Genomic DNA, 15,880 nt, shown 5'->3' with positions numbered 1-15,880 from the left:
GCTTACTAAGGATTTAAACCCTCTACATACGTATTTTCTAAAAAAGGATTATCTTTGTGACATTAATTAATGAATACAGAGGCACGGAAGCACAGAGTTTTTTAATTCCGGTTCTATAAGGAGACTCTCTGTACAAAGAACTCTGTGCCTCCGTGCCTCTGTGTTCGACAAAGATAGACCTGTATGCACGAAGATATTGTCCTTACCCCGATGATGAAACAGTTCCTTGATTTGAAGGCAAAACATCCCGATGCCGTCATGCTGTTTCGTTGTGGCGACTTCTATGAAACTTATTCCACCGATGCTGTCGTAGCTTCTGAAATATTAGGCATTACCCTGACAAAACGTGCCAATGGCAAGGGAAAAACGATTGAAATGGCAGGCTTTCCCCACCATGCACTCGATACGTACCTGCCCAAGCTGATACGTGCGGGCAGGCGTGTAGCCATTTGCGACCAGTTGGAAGACCCGAAGCTCACCAAGAAACTGGTGAAGCGCGGCATCACCGAGCTGGTAACGCCCGGCGTGTCCATTAACGACAATGTGCTGAATTACCGGGAGAACAACTTCCTCGCTGCCGTGCACTTCGGCAAAGGCGCTTGCGGAGTGGCATTTTTGGATATCTCTACCGGCGAGTTCCTGACAGCGGAAGGACCTTTCGACTATGTGGATAAGCTGCTGAACAACTTTGCCCCGAAGGAAGTACTTTTTGAACGCGGCCGCCGGGGTATGTTCGAGGGTAATTTCGGCAGCAAATTCTTTACATTCGAGTTGGAAGACTGGGTATTTACGGAAAACACGGCACGCGAGAAGCTGTTGAAGCATTTCGAGGTTAAAAACTTGAAGGGTTTCGGCGTGGAACACCTAAAGAACGGTATCATAGCTTCGGGAGCTATCCTGCAATACCTCGTCATGACGCAGCATACGCAGATAGGGCACATCACTTCGCTGGCACGTATAGAAGAAGATAAGTACGTGCGCCTGGATAAGTTTACGGTGCGCAGCCTGGAGCTAATGGGCAGCATGAACGACGGCGGCAGCAGCTTGCTGAACGTGATAGACAAGACTATCAGCCCAATGGGAGCCCGCCTGCTGAAACGCTGGCTGGTATTCCCCTTGAAAGACGTGCAGCCTATCAACGAACGGCTGGATGTAGTAGAATATTTCTTCCGCAATCCCGACTTCAAGGAGCTTATCGAAGAGCAGTTGCACCTGATAGGCGATTTGGAGCGTATCATCTCCAAAGTAGCCGTAGGGCGCGTTTCTCCGCGTGAGGTGGTTGCCCTGAAAGTCGCTTTGCAGGCTATCGAGCCTATTAAAGAAGCCTGTATGGATGCCGATAACGCCAGCTTGAACCGCATCGGCGAGCAGTTGGATATCTGCCGGACTATCCGCGACCGTATCGACAAGGAAATCAACAACGACCCTCCGTTGCTCATCAACAAGGGCGGCGTGATAAAATCCGGCGTAAATGCCGAGCTGGACGAGCTGCGCCGCATAGCTTATTCCGGCAAGGATTATCTGTTGCAGGTACAGCAGCGCGAAAGCGAGCTGACGGGCATTCCCAGCTTGAAAATCGGTTACAACAACGTTTTCGGTTATTACATCGAGGTGCGCAACGTGCACAAGGACAAAGTGCCGCAGGAGTGGATTCGCAAGCAGACCCTGGTTAATGCCGAACGTTACATTACACAAGAGCTGAAAGAATACGAAGAGAAGATACTCGGCGCTGAGGACAAGATACTGATACTGGAAACACAGCTTTATACGGAGCTGGTACGCTCCCTGAACGGTTTTATTCCCGCTATCCAGGTCAATGCCAATCAGATAGCGCGTCTGGACTGCCTGCTTTCCTTTGCCACCGCCGCCCGCGCCAACAATTACATCCGTCCGGTAATCTCCGATGACGAAGTGTTGGAGATACACCAGGGGCGTCATCCGGTTATCGAAAAGCAGCTTCCGATAGGAGAGAAGTACATAGCCAACGATGTGATGCTGGATAGCAGCACACAGCAGATTATCATTATCACCGGTCCCAACATGGCGGGTAAGTCTGCGCTGCTCCGTCAGACTGCCTTGATTACGCTTATGGCGCAAATCGGCAGTTTCGTTCCGGCGGAGAGTGCGCACATAGGATTGGTAGACAAGATATTTACCCGTGTAGGAGCCAGCGACAACATCTCTTTGGGTGAGTCTACGTTCATGGTGGAGATGAACGAGGCGGCGGACATACTGAACAACCTTTCTTCCCGCAGCCTGGTGCTTTTCGACGAGTTGGGACGCGGTACTTCCACGTACGACGGTATCTCCATTGCATGGGCTATTGTGGAGTACATCCACGAACATCCCCGCGCCAAAGCCCGTACCCTTTTTGCCACGCACTACCATGAGCTGAATGAAATGGAGAAATCCTTCAAGCGTATCAAGAACTACAACGTGTCGGTGAAGGAAGTAGACAATAAGGTTATCTTCCTGCGCAAATTGGAGCGCGGCGGCAGCGAACACTCCTTCGGTATCCACGTAGCTAAAATGGCGGGTATGCCCAAGAGTATCGTGAAGCGTGCCGACGACATCCTGAAACAGCTTGAAGCGGACAACCGCCAGCAGGGTATATCGGGCAAGCCTATGGCGGAAGTGGGAGAGAAGCGCGGCGGCATGCAGCTCAGTTTCTTCCAGCTCGACGACCCGGTATTGTGCCAGATACGCGACGAGATACTGAACCTGGATGTAAATAACCTGACACCGCTCGAAGCGCTGAACAAGCTGAATGATATAAAGCGGATAGTAAAAGGGAAATGACCCGCGGCGCGAGCCGGGTTTCCCCATGAGGAAACGGAAGTTTCCCCTGTGCGGAACTGCCGTTTCCTTACGGGGGAACGAAGTGTTCCAAAGGGGGAAAACAAAGTGTTCCAAAGGGGGAAAACAAAGTGTTCCAAAGGGGGAACGAAGTGTTCCAAAGGGGGAAAACAAAGTGTTCCAAAGGGGGAAAACAAAGTGTTCCAAAGGGGGAACGAAGTGTTCCAAAGGGGGAAAACAAAGTGTTTCAAAGGGGAAAACAAAGTGTTTCAAAGGGGAAAACAAAGTGTTTCAAAGGGGAAAACAAAAAGTTTCAAGGCATGAAACCGGCAGTTTTCCCTAAGAAAACTAACTGTTTCATGCCTTGAAACTTTTTCCTTGTTGCGGAAGGATTATTTTCCTGCCGTTTTCTTACCGTAGAAGAACATGAAGTAAAGCCCGATGAGTATGAACGGAATGCTGAGCCATTGCCCCATGTTGAGTGCCATGGTTTTTTCGAAGTCCACCTGTTCTTCTTTCAGGAACTCCACGAAGAAGCGGAAGATAAATATTTCCGTCAGGCAGAGCCCGAAGAAAAAGCCGCGGTGGTAGGGTAGGGTAACCGCTGCGGTTTTTCCTGCCGCCTGCTCTTTCCGGTTTTTCATTCCCCGCTTGTACAGATATACCATGCCCAGGAAGAAGATGAAGTAGGCTATTGCCTCGTAAAGCTGTGCCGGATGCCGGGGCTGCATATCTACCCGCTCGAAAACGAATGCCCAGGGCACATCGGCGGGCTTGCCGATAATTTCGGAGTTCATCAGGTTGGCAAGGCGGATACAGCAGGCGGTGATAGGGGTGGCTACGGCTATCATATCCAGCACGTCCATGTAGTGCATCTTTGTCTTGCGGCAGTACATCCACAGGGCGATAATCAGTCCCAGCGTACCGCCGTGGCTGGCAAGCCCTTCGTAGCCCGTCCATTTCCAGCCGCCGTCCGGCAGGAATTTCACGGGGAGTATCATCTCCCAGAAGTGGTGCAGGTAGTAATCCGGCTGGTAGAACAGGCAGTGCCCTAATCTCGCTCCTATCAGGATGCCGAAGAAGCAATAGAAAAACAGTGGCTCGAACGTCTTTTCGTCGATTTTCCGGTCGTGGTACTGGCGGTGTACGATTACGTAGGCAAGGGCGATACCTACAACCCATAACAGGCCGTAGTAGCGGATTGGGAGGCTCCCGAAGAGGTTGAACAGTTCCGGGTCGGGATTCCAGTTGATAGAGAGGAGAGTTAGCATATTGATGAAGAATTAAGTTACTCGATTTGTTGTTTCCGGGCAAAGGTATAAAATTATTCGAACTTCTTTGCCACCATTCTGTAAGTGGGGATGTCGAGTCCCTGCTCCTCGGCTGCCGTAATCATATCGAAAAGCAATCCCTGCACTTCGCTCTGATGTCCTTTCGCCATGTCTTTCTGCATGGAGGCGGTGCTTTCGGGCGCGAGTTTGTCCATTACCTTGAGGTTGTATTCTACGATGTCTTCCTCGAAGCGGATGCCCAGTTTCCGTCCCAGTGCGGCGCTTTCCCGGGAGAGCCCGATAAAGGTGTCGCGCACTTTGCCTGGTTTCTGCACTTCACCCATAGGCACGTCGTAGTAGGCGCCGGTTACTGCCATAGCCGAGATGAAAGACCATTTTACGAAGGTGTCCCGGTTGATGTCGGGCGATATTTCGGCCTTGATGCCGCTCTCCTGCAAATCCCGCTGTACGGCTTCCAGTGTTTCACGGGGAACGACGGTGTCTTTGTGTGCGCCGTAAACCAGGCGGAATATCTTTCCCATTTGCGTGATTTCTCCTTTGCCCGAAACGAATCCTACGATGTAGATGCAGCCGTCCAGCACCGTTACGCCGGGAACCAGGCGCTGGATGCGCGGACCTGTGCCGTAAACGTTCAGAATGGGGATGACTACCGTGTTTTCATGCGAGGCATGTTTGATGAACTCCGTAATGGAATCTACCGAATAGCCTTTGACGCATACGAAGATAACGTCTGCCTTGTATTCGGCAGAGGAGGAGGCGAGGGTGGTATATTCTTCTGCGGTATAAGCGGGTATCTTCAGTGTATGCTTACCCTTCAAGTCGGAATGTAACCGCAAACCGTACTCATGTATGGCGGCAAGGTGCTCGCCGCGTGCAATGCAGGTAACGTCTTTTTTTGCCAGTGCGAGGAAGCCTGCAATGCTGCCGCCTACACCGCCTGTGCCTGCAATGAGATATTTCAGATTATTGTTTGTCATTCGAGGTTCGTTATTCGAGTTGTTATTTGACGTGGTTTTCTGTCTTTATAAAAAGGTAGCTTGCTTCTTTATAAAGGCAACCGTTTCTTTATAAAAGGCAGCTTGTTTCTTTATAAAAAACAGCTTGTTTCTAAATTAAGAACAGCTTGTTTATTTAAAAAAAGCAATCCGTTTATATTTAAAAGGTAATCCGTTTCTTACCGGGGCTTTCAAGAAGACGCTGGCATTCCGTCTTTTCTCATGGCTAAGTGCTGATTGTTCCCGGTTTATGCGGTTTACACATTGAAGCGGAAGTGCATGATGTCTCCGTCCTGCACTACATATTCCTTGCCTTCTACGCCCAATTTTCCGGCTTCGCGCACGGCGGCTTCGCTACCGTATTTTATATAGTCTTCGTACTTGATGACTTCTGCACGGATAAAGCCTTTCTCGAAATCGGTGTGGATAACGCCGGCGCATTGCGGGGCTTTCCAGCCTTTGCGATATGTCCATGCCTTTACTTCCATTTCGCCGGCGGTGATGAAGGTTTCGAGGTTCAGCAGGCTGTAGATAGCTTTAATCAGCCGGTTGCATCCGCTTTCTTTCAGTCCGAGGTCTTCGAGGAACATCTGTTTTTCTTCGTAAGTTTCCAGCTCGGCAATGTCGGCTTCGGTCTGGGCGGAGATGATGATAAGCTGGGCGTCTTCGCCTTGAATGGCCTGGCGTACCTGCTCCACGTACGGGTTGCCGGTGGCGGCGCTCGCATCGTCTACGTTGCAGACGTAGAGCACCGGCTTGGTGGTAAGCAGGAACATTTGCTTGGCGCATTGCTCCTCATCGTCGTTTTGTAGTGCCACGGTACGGGCGCTCTGTCCCTGTTCCAGCGCATCTTTGTAGCGGAGCAGGAGGTCGTATTCCACTTTCGCCGTTTTGTCGCCGCCTACTTTGGCTATTTTCTCTACGCGCTTGATGCGGTTTTCTACCGTTTCGAGGTCTTTCAGTTGAAGCTCGGTATCGATGATTTCCTTATCGCGCACGGGGTCTACGCTTCCGTCTACGTGTACGATGTTGCCGTTGTCGAAGCAACGCAGCACATGGATAATGGCGTCGCACTCGCGGATGTTGCCCAGGAATTGGTTGCCCAGCCCTTCGCCTTTGCTGGCGCCTTTCACCAGTCCGGCAATGTCTACGATGTCGCATACGGCGGGTACGATGCGTCCCGGATGTACGATTTCGGCGAGTTTGGTCAGCCGTTCATCGGGTACGGACACTTGTCCCATTTGGGCGTCGATAGTACAGAAAGGGAAGTTTGCCGCCTGTGCCTTCGCACTGGACAGACAGTTGAAAAGGGTGGATTTCCCTACGTTGGGCAATCCTACTATGCCTGCTTTTAATGCCATAAGTATATCTTGTTTTTTAGTTATTATTCAGCTAATTGGCTGCAAAGATAGTCTTTTATCTTTTCTCTTCTTCGAACATCCGGTGAAAAATGCTTCTTAGGCGTTGTCCGTCTGCTATGATAGCTTGCAGTTCTTTCAGCCGTGCAGCGTTCTTGGAGTCGGGAAACCAGAGTTTCAGGTAGCCGCCGGGAGCGTACTTTTCCGTGAGGTGTTTGCAGAACCGTTGGTAGTGCCATGCCTCGTCCGCTGCCGGATTTTGCTTCAATCCGTATTGCACGGTACGGCGCAGGGTGGTGTCCGGGTCTATGATGCGGTCGGCTTCGGCTACGATTTTACCGTAGAGGCTACGTGGCTCGTGGTCGGTGGACGCCCGGTGGTCTTCTACGGCTTCACGCATAATTTCTATTTCTTCCTTGCTGAACCATTGGGGGAGGTTGGCGTCTGCCGCTATGATTTCTCCCGAGACGAGGTGGTGTGTGGCACGGTCGCGGCAAAGCCCTGTGTCGTGGTAGGCGGCGATAGTGTAGACGAGGCGTTCGTCGGCTTCGGGGTAGAGCTTGGCAAGTGCGAGGCTTTCTCGGATAACCGTCTGCACATGCGGAAGGTTGTGCGCTTTGTCGAAGTGTGCGTACCGGGGGATAATCTCTGTTTCGATGTAGCAGATAAGTGCCTGGGGTATCATATTGCCATGTTCTTTATTGAAAGGTAAAAATACGAGTTATCGGAAGGCAAAAGTACAAAAAGAGCCGGAATACGGTGTGTATCGCGGCTCTTTAGTTTATGGAAGATTTCAGTTTATGGAGAGTTTCCGGTTCGTTGCCGGCAGTGTATATCGGATAAGGGCGGATGTACGGATTACATATTAGGGTTGTCCATTGTAACCGTCATTTCGGGAATAAGGACGTATGCACTCTTTTTGCTGTTCCATTTATAGTAAGTGGTAGTAACCGATTTGCCTTGATAGGCATAGCGGATACATATGTCGTTGGTCCATGTGTTCTTTATGGAGCTCCATTTCAGGGCTTCGCTTTCTGTCATGCGTTTTTGGTCGTCGTACTTATAATTGTACTTCATATAGTTGGCAAGCGTGCTGCCGTCCATTTTATAAACAGTCTCGGCAACTTTCAAACCGTCTACTTCTTCCGAATTGTAAATGAGGTTGCTTTTGTTGTTTGCCGATGCACTCATTCCGCATACAAAGAGAAAAGAGAATAAAATCAAAGTTTTTAAAGTTTTCATGGCTTTATGCTTTTAAGAGTTATACTTACTATTTTCTATCAAAATGTAATTGATTACGCTACAAATGTACATAATAAATTGACATAAATAAAATAATAAGCATTTATTTTGTCAATATGTCATAATGCGAGTATGCGGTATGCTTTCTTTTTGGAAAGATTAATGAACAAAAAATATCCGGCAGCGAAGATGCCGGATACCTTGAAGAACAAACTGTTTTTTAAAGCGCTTGCTTCCGTTGCTTTCTGATTGTAAGTTAAATAAAGTTATAAGCCGTATTAGTGTGCCTCCAGCCAGTTCTTTCCCCACCCGCAATCGGCTTTCAGGGGTACGAGCATGCTATATGCCCGTTCCATTTCCTCGATTACAATTTTTTGTATAATCTCTTTTTCCGCCTTCGGAACGCTGAAATTCAGTTCGTCGTGAACCTGTAAAATCATCTTTGCTTTCAGATTGTTACTTTGGAGGCGCTGGTGGATGAGCGACATGGCTACTTTGATGATGTCGGCGGCGCTTCCCTGGATAGGGGCGTTGATAGCATTGCGCTCTGCATAGCCGCGTACTACGGCATTTCGTGAGTTGATGTCCGGCAGGAAGCGTTTGCGGTGGAAAATGGTTTCTACATATCCGTTCTCGCGTGCCACCTGGATACTTCTGTCCATGTATTCCTTGACTTGCGGGTAGGTTTCGAAATAACCGTCGATAAGCTCTTTGGCTTCCTGACGCGAAACGTTCATACGCTCTGCCAGTCCGAAAACGGAGATGCCGTAGATAATGCCGAAATTGGCTGTTTTTGCTTTGCGGCGCATGTCGGCGGTTACTTCGTCGATACCTATCTTATATATCTTGGCGGCAGTGGCGGCATGGATGTCGTAGCCGCTGAGGAAAGCGTCAATCATATTCTTGTCCTGGCTCAGGTGTGCCATGATGCGCAGTTCTATTTGGGAATAGTCGGCGGAAAAGAACTCGCACCCGTCGTCGGGGATGAAAGCCTTGCGGATTTCCTTGCCGTCCTCGTCGCGGATAGGGATATTCTGCAGGTTCGGGTTGCTGGAGCTGAGCCGCCCGGTTGCCGTTACCGCCTGGTTGAAGGAGGTATGGATACGCCCTGTACGCGGATTTATCAGTTGGGGCAGTGTGTCGATATAAGTGCTCAACAGTTTCTTCAATCCGCGGTATTCGAGTATCTTGCCGATGATTTCGTGCTTGTTCCGCAGGCTTTCGAGCACCTCCTCGGAGGTGACGTACTGGCCGGTCTTGGTCTTTTTGGCTTTCTCTACGATTTTGAGTTTGTCGAACAATACTTCGCCTACTTGTTTGGGAGAAGCGATGTTGAAAGTCTCGCCTCCCGCCAGCCCGTAGATTTCTTTCTCGATTTCCTGCAAGCGGACGGTGAAATGTTCGGACGACTGTTTGAGGGCTTCCGTATCGATACGTACTCCGTTGCTTTCGATGTTTACGAGTACCGGTACGAGCGGCATCTCGATTTCGTAAAAGAGGTGTTCGGCAGACTGCTCTTTCAACTCCTTCTCGAGCACGTTCTTCAGTTTCAGTGTAACGTCCGCATCTTCGCAGGCATAACGGTACACATCTTCCGGCGGAAGGTCGCGCATATTCTTCTGGTTCTTGCCTCTTGCCCCGATAAGTTCGTCGATGTGGATAGTGCGGTAGTGCAGGTAGATTTCGGCCAGGTAGTCCATGTTGTGGCGAAGCTCCGGTTGCAATACATAATGGGCAAGCATGGTATCGAAAAGTTTCCCCTTTACCTGCACTCCATAATTTTGCAGGACAATCATGTCGTACTTGATATTTTGCCCTACCTTCATGGAATTTTCGTTTTCGTACAAGGGGCGGAACTCGTTTACGATTTTTAACGCCTCGTCACGATTGGCAGGGACAGGTACATAGTAAGCCCGGTTTTCGGTATCGCTGAAACTCATTCCCACCAATTCTGCTTCCATTGGTTCGGTTCCGGTAGTTTCGGTATCTATCGAGAGAATTTCCGTTGTAAGTAACTTTTGAATAATTTCCTTCCTTTTTTCTTCTGTATCAATTAGTTGATAGTCTACATCGAGCATTTCTAAGCACGTGAGATTTGAATTTTTTGCGCCGCCCGTCCCTTCGTCCGCAAAATCTGCAAACAAATCGCCTTGAACGGGGGCGTTGTTTCCGGAAGTTGCACTGCCGGCTACCGGTTGGGCAAACAGAGTTCCGGCATAAGGGTCGGACGAGGCGGAGCGGGAAGGAGAGGGAAGGGGAGTACCCGTTTTTTTTAGGACACGGTCGATGAGCGTACGGAATTCCAGTTCCTCGAAAATCTTGCGCAGTTCCTCCTCGTCCGGTTCTTCGCGCACGAGTGTTTTCATGTCGAGCTTGATAGGAACATCGGTCTTGATAGTTGCAAGGAACTTGGAGAAAGCAATCATTTCGCGGTTTGCCTCTACTTTGGTTTTCAGTGCGCCTTTCAGCCGGTCGGTATGGGCAAGCAGGTTTTCGATACTGCCGAATTCCGCTACCAGCTTCTGTGCGGTTTTCTCGCCCACGCCCGGACAGCCGGGGATGTTGTCGGAGGAGTCGCCCATAAGCCCCAGCATGTCGATTACCTGTTCTGTAGACCGGATATCGAATTTGGCTTTTATCTCTTCGATGCCCATGACCTCGAAACCGCCGCTATGCTTGGGACGATACATGAACACATTGTCCGATACTAATTGGCCGTAATCCTTGTCGGGAGTCATCATATAAGTGATGATGCCCTGCCTGCCGGCTTCCGTGGCGAGCGTACCTATCACATCGTCGGCCTCGTAGCCGGGCACTTCCAGGATAGGGATGCGGTAGGCGCGGATGATATCCTTGATAATAGGCACGGAGAGGCGGATAGCCTCGGGCGTTTCCTCCCGCTGTGCCTTATACTGCTCGTAGGCTTCGTGGCGGAATGTGGGTCCCGCAGGGTCGAAAGCTACCCCTATATGCGTGGGATTCTCTTTTTTGAGCACTTCTTCGAGAGTATTTACGAACCCCAGGATAGCGGAAGTGTTGAATCCCTTGGAGTTGATTCGCGGATTTTTGATGAACGCATAATAAGCGCGGTATATCAATGCGTAGGCATCGAGCAGGAAAAGTTTATCGGTCGAATTCATAGATTTATCCTTTTTTTCATGGTAAAAGTACAAAAAAATACCGTATTAACCGTTTTATTACTATTTTTGTACTCAAATAGTGATGTATGGACAGTATATCCCTCATAAAATCCCCGATTTCTACGGAATTGGAAGACTTCAAAAAGCATTTTGATACTTGTCTTTCCAGTTCTAATCTTTTGTTGAATAGTGTGATTGCGCATATCCGGCAGAAGAACGGGAAGATGATGCGTCCTATCCTGGTGCTGCTTGCCGCCAAGCTGTACGATGAGGTTTGTCCGGCAACGCTCCATGCTGCGGTTGCTTTGGAACTTCTGCATACGGCGAGCCTGGTGCACGACGATGTGGTGGACGAGAGTACCGAGCGCAGGGGGCAGCTCTCCGTAAATGCCGTTTTCAACAATAAGGTGGCGGTGCTTACGGGCGATTATCTGCTGGCAACGGCTTTGGTGGAGGTAGGGATGACACGCAACTACGCTATTATCGATGTCGTTTCCAACCTGGGGCAGGATTTGGCGGAAGGGGAGTTGTTGCAGCTCTCTAATGTCAGCAATCCTGAGTACTCCGAGGATATTTACTTCGATGTTATCCGTAAGAAAACGGCCGTGCTGTTCGCCGCCTGTATGAAAGCCGGTGCGCTCTCGGTCGGAGCCAGCGATGAAAAGGCGGAATATGCACGTTTATTCGGAGAATATATCGGTCTTTGTTTTCAGATTAAGGACGACATATTCGATTATTATGAAAGCAAGGAAATCGGTAAGCCTACCGGTAACGATATGCTGGAAGGAAAACTGACCTTGCCGGCGCTTTATGCCCTTAACTCGACGCGTGACAGGCAGGCGGAGGAGATTGCCGTAAAGGTGAAGAACGGAACGGCAACGACCGACGAAATAGGCCGGTTAATCGAGTTTACTAAGGAGCATGGAGGCATCGAATACGCCGTGAAAGCCATGCTGGGCTTCAAGGAAAAAGCGCTCTCGTTGCTGGCTTCCATGGAAGATACGGATGTTAAGAGAGCGCTTATCTGTTATCTCGACTACGTGGTGGAGCGCGAAAAGTAACTCCGTTCCCGATATAATAAGAACAGCCCGGCAGGAAACACTAAATTTCACCTGCCGGGCTGTTTTTATTGAGGGTGCTCCTTAAGTAACATCATTTCTTATAAGAGCTTCGCTCCTTAAAGGTACTCTATTCCTTAAAAGAACTCTGCCCCTTACAAGCATTTCGTTCCTTAAAAAAGTTTCGCTCCTTACAAGTATTCTATTCCTTGGGAGAATTCCGCTTCTTACAGGCATTCCATTCTTTATAAGAGCTTTACTCCCTAAAGGTATTCTATTCCTTAACAAGCACTCCGCTCCTTACAAGTATTTTCATCCCTTAGAAGAACTTCATTTCCTCCCCTTTGATTTCCGAGAGCAGGAGGTTTGCCAAACGGCTGGTTCCCAGGCGGAACAGCTCATTGTTCAACCATTCTTCGCCGAGCACCTCTTTTACAATGGTATAGTAAACCAGTGCATCGTTTACGCAGTTGATGCCACCTGCCGGTTTGAAGCCCACCTTATTGCCCGTCAGCGCATGATACTCCTTGATAGCCTGGCACATTACATATGCCGCTTCCGGAGTGGCGGCAGGCTGCTGCTTTCCGGTGGAAGTCTTGATGAAATCGGCTCCGGCATACATGGATAGGATAGAGGCTTTCTTGATGTTGGCGGCTGTTTTCAAAGCTCCGGTTTCCAGAATTACTTTCAGGTGATGCTCCTTGCAAGTAGCCTTCAACTCCTGTATCTCGTCGCACATGGTTTCGTAATCCCCGCTCAGGAACTTCCCTACGGAAATCACGATATCTATCTCGTCGGCGCCCTCCATGAGAGCCATGGCAGTTTCGGCCACCTTTACTTCGATGAAAGTCTGGGACGAGGGGAAACCTGCCGATACACAGGCTATTTTTACGTTTTCCACCTCCAATGTATCCTTTACCACTTCGGCAAAGTTGGGATATACGCAGATAGCCGCCACATTCTTCAGGTCGGGAAATTCTTCATCGAACCGGTTTACCTTTTGGGTGAACTTCATGACACTTTCATCGCTGTCCGTGCTGTTGAGCGTGGTAAGGTCGATGCAGTTGAAAAGGAATTTCTTTACCTCCGGAGTATTGTTTGCAGGCACTTTCTCCGCGATAATCCTGGCTACTTCCGCAGCTACTTCCGTATCGTTCAGGTTGGTGTTGTACTTTGCCAGAGCAGCATCGTATTTGCTCTGTGTAGATTCGTTATTCTCCATGACCGGATAATTTAGGGTTATTGATATGTCTTGCCTGGTCGCGTTTGGTTTTCTTCTCCATGCTGCGTGCAAAAGCCTCGGTCATATCGACCCCGGTTTGGTTTGCGATGCAGAGAAGTACCCAAAGGACATCAGCTATTTCTTCTTCGATATTATCTTTCTCTCCTTCCTTGAAAGACTGGTCGCCGTATTTGCGTGCCATGACCCGTGCCAGCTCACCTACTTCTTCGGTCAATACCGCCATATTGGTAAGCTCGCTAAAGTAACGTACTCCATACTGTTTAATCCAGGAGTCCACCTCTTTCTGTGCTTCTTTTAACGTCATTATTCCTTGTTTTTCGTATCTATACAAATGGTTACGGGACCATCGTTCAATAATTCCACTTTCATGTCGGCGCCGAATTCACCGGTTCCTATCTCCTTACCCAATGCTAAACTCAATTCTTTGCAGAATTGTTCGTACAGCGGAACGGATATTTCCGGTTTTGCCGCCCGGATGTAAGAGGGGCGGTTACCTTTCCTGGTAGATGCGTGCAGCGTGAACTGGCTGACTACCAGTATCTCACCGTCGATGTCGAGTACGGATTTGTTCATCACACCATTCTCGTCGTCGAAAACACGCAGGTTGACAATCTTCTTACACAACCAGTCGATGTCCTCCTTTCCGTCCGTTTCCTCTATGCCCACCAATATCATAAGTCCTCTTCCAATGGCAGACTTGCAAGCGCCGTCGATAGTAACCGATGCATGGCCGGTACGTTGTATGACTACTCTCATGCTTTTATCCTAAAAAGTTAATCTCGTAGACTGCAAAGTTACGAATAAATTCGTGATTGCCACGGTGCGGGACAGGAATTTGTACTGCCTGACATGCAGGGCGGAGTAGGGAATATCCTAAGAAAACACTCCCGTTACACTCTGAAATGCAAACCTATTTATCTGTAAAATAGTCTTTTATGATTTTCGTTTTGGCTTCGCCTACCACCCTGGCAATATCTTCCGCAGATGCCTCTTTGATACGTTTTACGCTTTTGAACTCTTTCAGCAGGGCGCTTTTCGTCTTTTCCCCGATTCCTTTTATCTCATCCAGAGCCGAGGCTACCTGCCGTTTGCTGCGCTTGTCGCGGTGGAAGGTAATGGCAAATCTGTGTACCTCGTCCTGGATTTGCGTCAGCAGGCGGAAAAGGGGCGAATTCTGTTTCAGCCCGATTGTTCGGGGCGGAAAGCCGTATAGCAGCTCCGATGTACGGTGCTTGCCGTCTTTGGCAAGGCCGGCAATGGGAATGTCGAGCCCCAACTCGTCTATAACCTCTTTTACGGCGCTCATTTGCCCCTTTCCACCGTCGGTAATAAGGAGGTCGGGCAGGGGGACGTTCTCCTCGACAGCGCGCTGATAACGCCGTCTTACGACCTCTTTCATAGAGGCATAGTCGTCCGGTCCCTCTACGGTCTTGATATTGTACTTCCGGTACTCTTTCTTGGCAGGCTTCCCCTTGATGAAAACTACGCATGCTGCAACGGGGTCCGAACCCTGGATGTTGGAGTTGTCGAAACACTCTATCCGCATGGGTAGCCGGTCGAGATGCAACTCCTGCTGAATTTCTTTCAGGAGACGTACCGTACGCTGTTCCGGGTTGAGCTTCTCCGTCTGCTTCAGCCGGTCTGCCTTGTACTGCTTTACGTTGAGGATAGACAGTTCCAGCAGCTTCTTCTTGTCGCCGCGTTGCGGAATAGTGAACACCACATTCTTAAGCTCCATATCCAGCTCGAAAGGCACGATGATTTCGCGGGAAAGGCTCTTGTACCGTTCGCGCATTTCGATGATGCCCAGTGCGAGCAGTTCCTCCTTCGTCTCGTTCAGCCGCTTCTTGTATTCGAACGTGAAAGCCTGGTTAACGGCTCCGTTCGTAATGTGCAGGTAGTTAACGAAAGTAGACTTTTCATCGCTGTCTTCCTCGATAGAGAACACGTCGATGTTGTGCAGCACATTGCTTACCACCTCCGACTTGGAGCGGTAATTCTCTAACAGCAAGTACTTCTCCTTGATTTTCTGCGCCTCCTCGAACTTCATTTCGGCAGCGAGCTCCTGCATCTGCCGGTACAGCATCCGTCCTACCTCCTGGGTATTGCCTTTGAGGATTTCCTTGATTTCAGCGATGTTTTGCAGGTACTCCTCCTGGCTCTGCCTGCCGACGCAGGGACCTGCGCAGTTCTTGATATGATATTCCAGGCATACATTGAACTTCCCCGCCCGGATATTCTCCGGAGAAAGGTTCAGGTTGCAGGTACGCAGCGGATATAAGTGCTTGATAAGGTCGAGGAGCGCATACATGGACGGAATATGGCTGTACGGCCCGTAGTAGGAAGAACCGTTGCGTATGATTTTGCGCGTCTTGAATACACGCGGAAAATACTCGTTCTGCACGCAGATAGACGGATAAGTCTTGTCGTCTTTCAGCAATACATTATAGCGGGGCTTGTATTTCTTGATAAGGTTGTTTTCCAGCAACAAGGCATCCTCCTCGGTATTGACCACGATATACCGGATATCGGCAATCTTACTTACCAGCACACGCGTTTTTCCCGGCTCGTGCTCCCTGTTGAAGTAGGAGGATACCCGGCGTTTCAGGTTCTTCGCCTTCCCTACATATATAATCGTTCCTTCGGCATTCAAGTACTGATAAATGCCGGGACTTTCGGGAAGGTTCAGGACGATACCCTTTAGATAATCGTTAGTTTTCAGTTCTTCCATATGGTAAAAGGGCGATAAATGAAGT

The 15,880-nt window shown here is 49.4% G+C and carries 12 protein-coding genes; 2 read left to right on the top strand and 10 right to left on the bottom strand.

The features are described from left to right. Nucleotides 1-183 precede the first annotated feature (183 nt). Nucleotides 184-2,799, top strand: coding sequence for a DNA mismatch repair protein MutS (gene mutS, locus C233_RS0100240; RefSeq protein WP_018665598.1), 2,616 nt, complete (start codon nucleotides 184-186; stop codon nucleotides 2,797-2,799). A 389-nt stretch (nucleotides 2,800-3,188) separates the two neighbouring features. On the opposite strand, the gene lgt is transcribed toward mutS, so the two are convergent. The 6 genes from lgt to polA form a co-directional block, all read right to left on the bottom strand. Next, on the bottom strand, nucleotides 3,189-4,067 hold the full coding sequence (lgt, locus tag C233_RS0100230; protein WP_018665596.1) for a prolipoprotein diacylglyceryl transferase: 879 nt from the start codon (nucleotides 4,065-4,067) through the stop codon (nucleotides 3,189-3,191). Between the two features lie 53 nt (nucleotides 4,068-4,120). After that, nucleotides 4,121-5,065 carry a ketopantoate reductase family protein gene (locus C233_RS0100225; protein WP_018665595.1) on the bottom strand — a complete coding sequence of 315 codons (945 nt, stop codon included), beginning with the start codon at nucleotides 5,063-5,065 and terminating at the stop codon, nucleotides 4,121-4,123. 275 nt (nucleotides 5,066-5,340) lie between these two features. Next, nucleotides 5,341-6,444: a redox-regulated ATPase YchF gene (gene ychF, locus C233_RS0100220; protein ID WP_018665594.1), complete on the bottom strand. Its 1,104-nt coding sequence runs from the start codon at nucleotides 6,442-6,444 to the stop codon at nucleotides 5,341-5,343. Between the two features lie 55 nt (nucleotides 6,445-6,499). Continuing rightward, the gene (locus C233_RS0100215; RefSeq protein WP_018665593.1) at nucleotides 6,500-7,126 is read right to left on the bottom strand and encodes an HD domain-containing protein; all 627 of its coding nucleotides are present in this window, start codon (nucleotides 7,124-7,126) and stop codon (nucleotides 6,500-6,502) included. A 173-nt stretch (nucleotides 7,127-7,299) separates the two neighbouring features. Continuing rightward, complete coding sequence (locus C233_RS0100210) at nucleotides 7,300-7,683, bottom strand: DUF3836 domain-containing protein (RefSeq protein WP_018665592.1); 384 nt, start codon at nucleotides 7,681-7,683, stop codon at nucleotides 7,300-7,302. Between the two features lie 278 nt (nucleotides 7,684-7,961). Further along, nucleotides 7,962-10,823 (bottom strand): DNA polymerase I, encoded by a 2,862-nt coding sequence (gene polA / locus C233_RS0100200; protein WP_018665590.1) that lies wholly within the window; start codon nucleotides 10,821-10,823, stop codon nucleotides 7,962-7,964. 86 nt (nucleotides 10,824-10,909) lie between these two features. Here polA and C233_RS0100195 point away from each other — a divergent pair, with 86 nt between their 5' ends. Next, nucleotides 10,910-11,884, top strand: coding sequence for a polyprenyl synthetase family protein (locus C233_RS0100195; protein ID WP_018665589.1), 975 nt, complete (start codon nucleotides 10,910-10,912; stop codon nucleotides 11,882-11,884). A gap of 316 nt (nucleotides 11,885-12,200) precedes the next feature. Here the strand turns inward: C233_RS0100195 and deoC are convergent, their stop codons facing one another. From deoC to uvrC, 4 genes are all read right to left on the bottom strand, one after another. Further along, nucleotides 12,201-13,103, bottom strand: coding sequence for a deoxyribose-phosphate aldolase (gene deoC, locus C233_RS0100190; RefSeq protein WP_018665588.1), 903 nt, complete (start codon nucleotides 13,101-13,103; stop codon nucleotides 12,201-12,203). Further along, nucleotides 13,093-13,428 carry a nucleotide pyrophosphohydrolase gene (locus C233_RS0100185; RefSeq protein ID WP_018665587.1) on the bottom strand — a complete coding sequence of 112 codons (336 nt, stop codon included), beginning with the start codon at nucleotides 13,426-13,428 and terminating at the stop codon, nucleotides 13,093-13,095. The genes deoC and C233_RS0100185 overlap by 11 nt, the downstream gene beginning before the upstream one ends. Beyond that, nucleotides 13,428-13,880, bottom strand: a complete 453-nt coding sequence (gene dtd, locus C233_RS0100180) for a D-aminoacyl-tRNA deacylase (RefSeq protein WP_018665586.1) — start codon at nucleotides 13,878-13,880, stop codon at nucleotides 13,428-13,430. The genes C233_RS0100185 and dtd overlap by 1 nt, the downstream gene beginning before the upstream one ends. Before the next feature lie 154 nt (nucleotides 13,881-14,034). Then, nucleotides 14,035-15,855 (bottom strand): excinuclease ABC subunit UvrC, encoded by a 1,821-nt coding sequence (uvrC, locus tag C233_RS0100175; protein ID WP_018665585.1) that lies wholly within the window; start codon nucleotides 15,853-15,855, stop codon nucleotides 14,035-14,037. Nucleotides 15,856-15,880 lie beyond the last annotated feature (25 nt).

The organism is Bacteroides gallinarum DSM 18171 = JCM 13658 (assembly GCF_000374365.1).
GTDB lineage: Bacteria > Bacteroidota > Bacteroidia > Bacteroidales > Bacteroidaceae > Bacteroides > Bacteroides gallinarum.
Note: the sequence above shows the minus strand (reverse complement) of the source record. Positions and strands in the feature narration are given on the sequence as shown.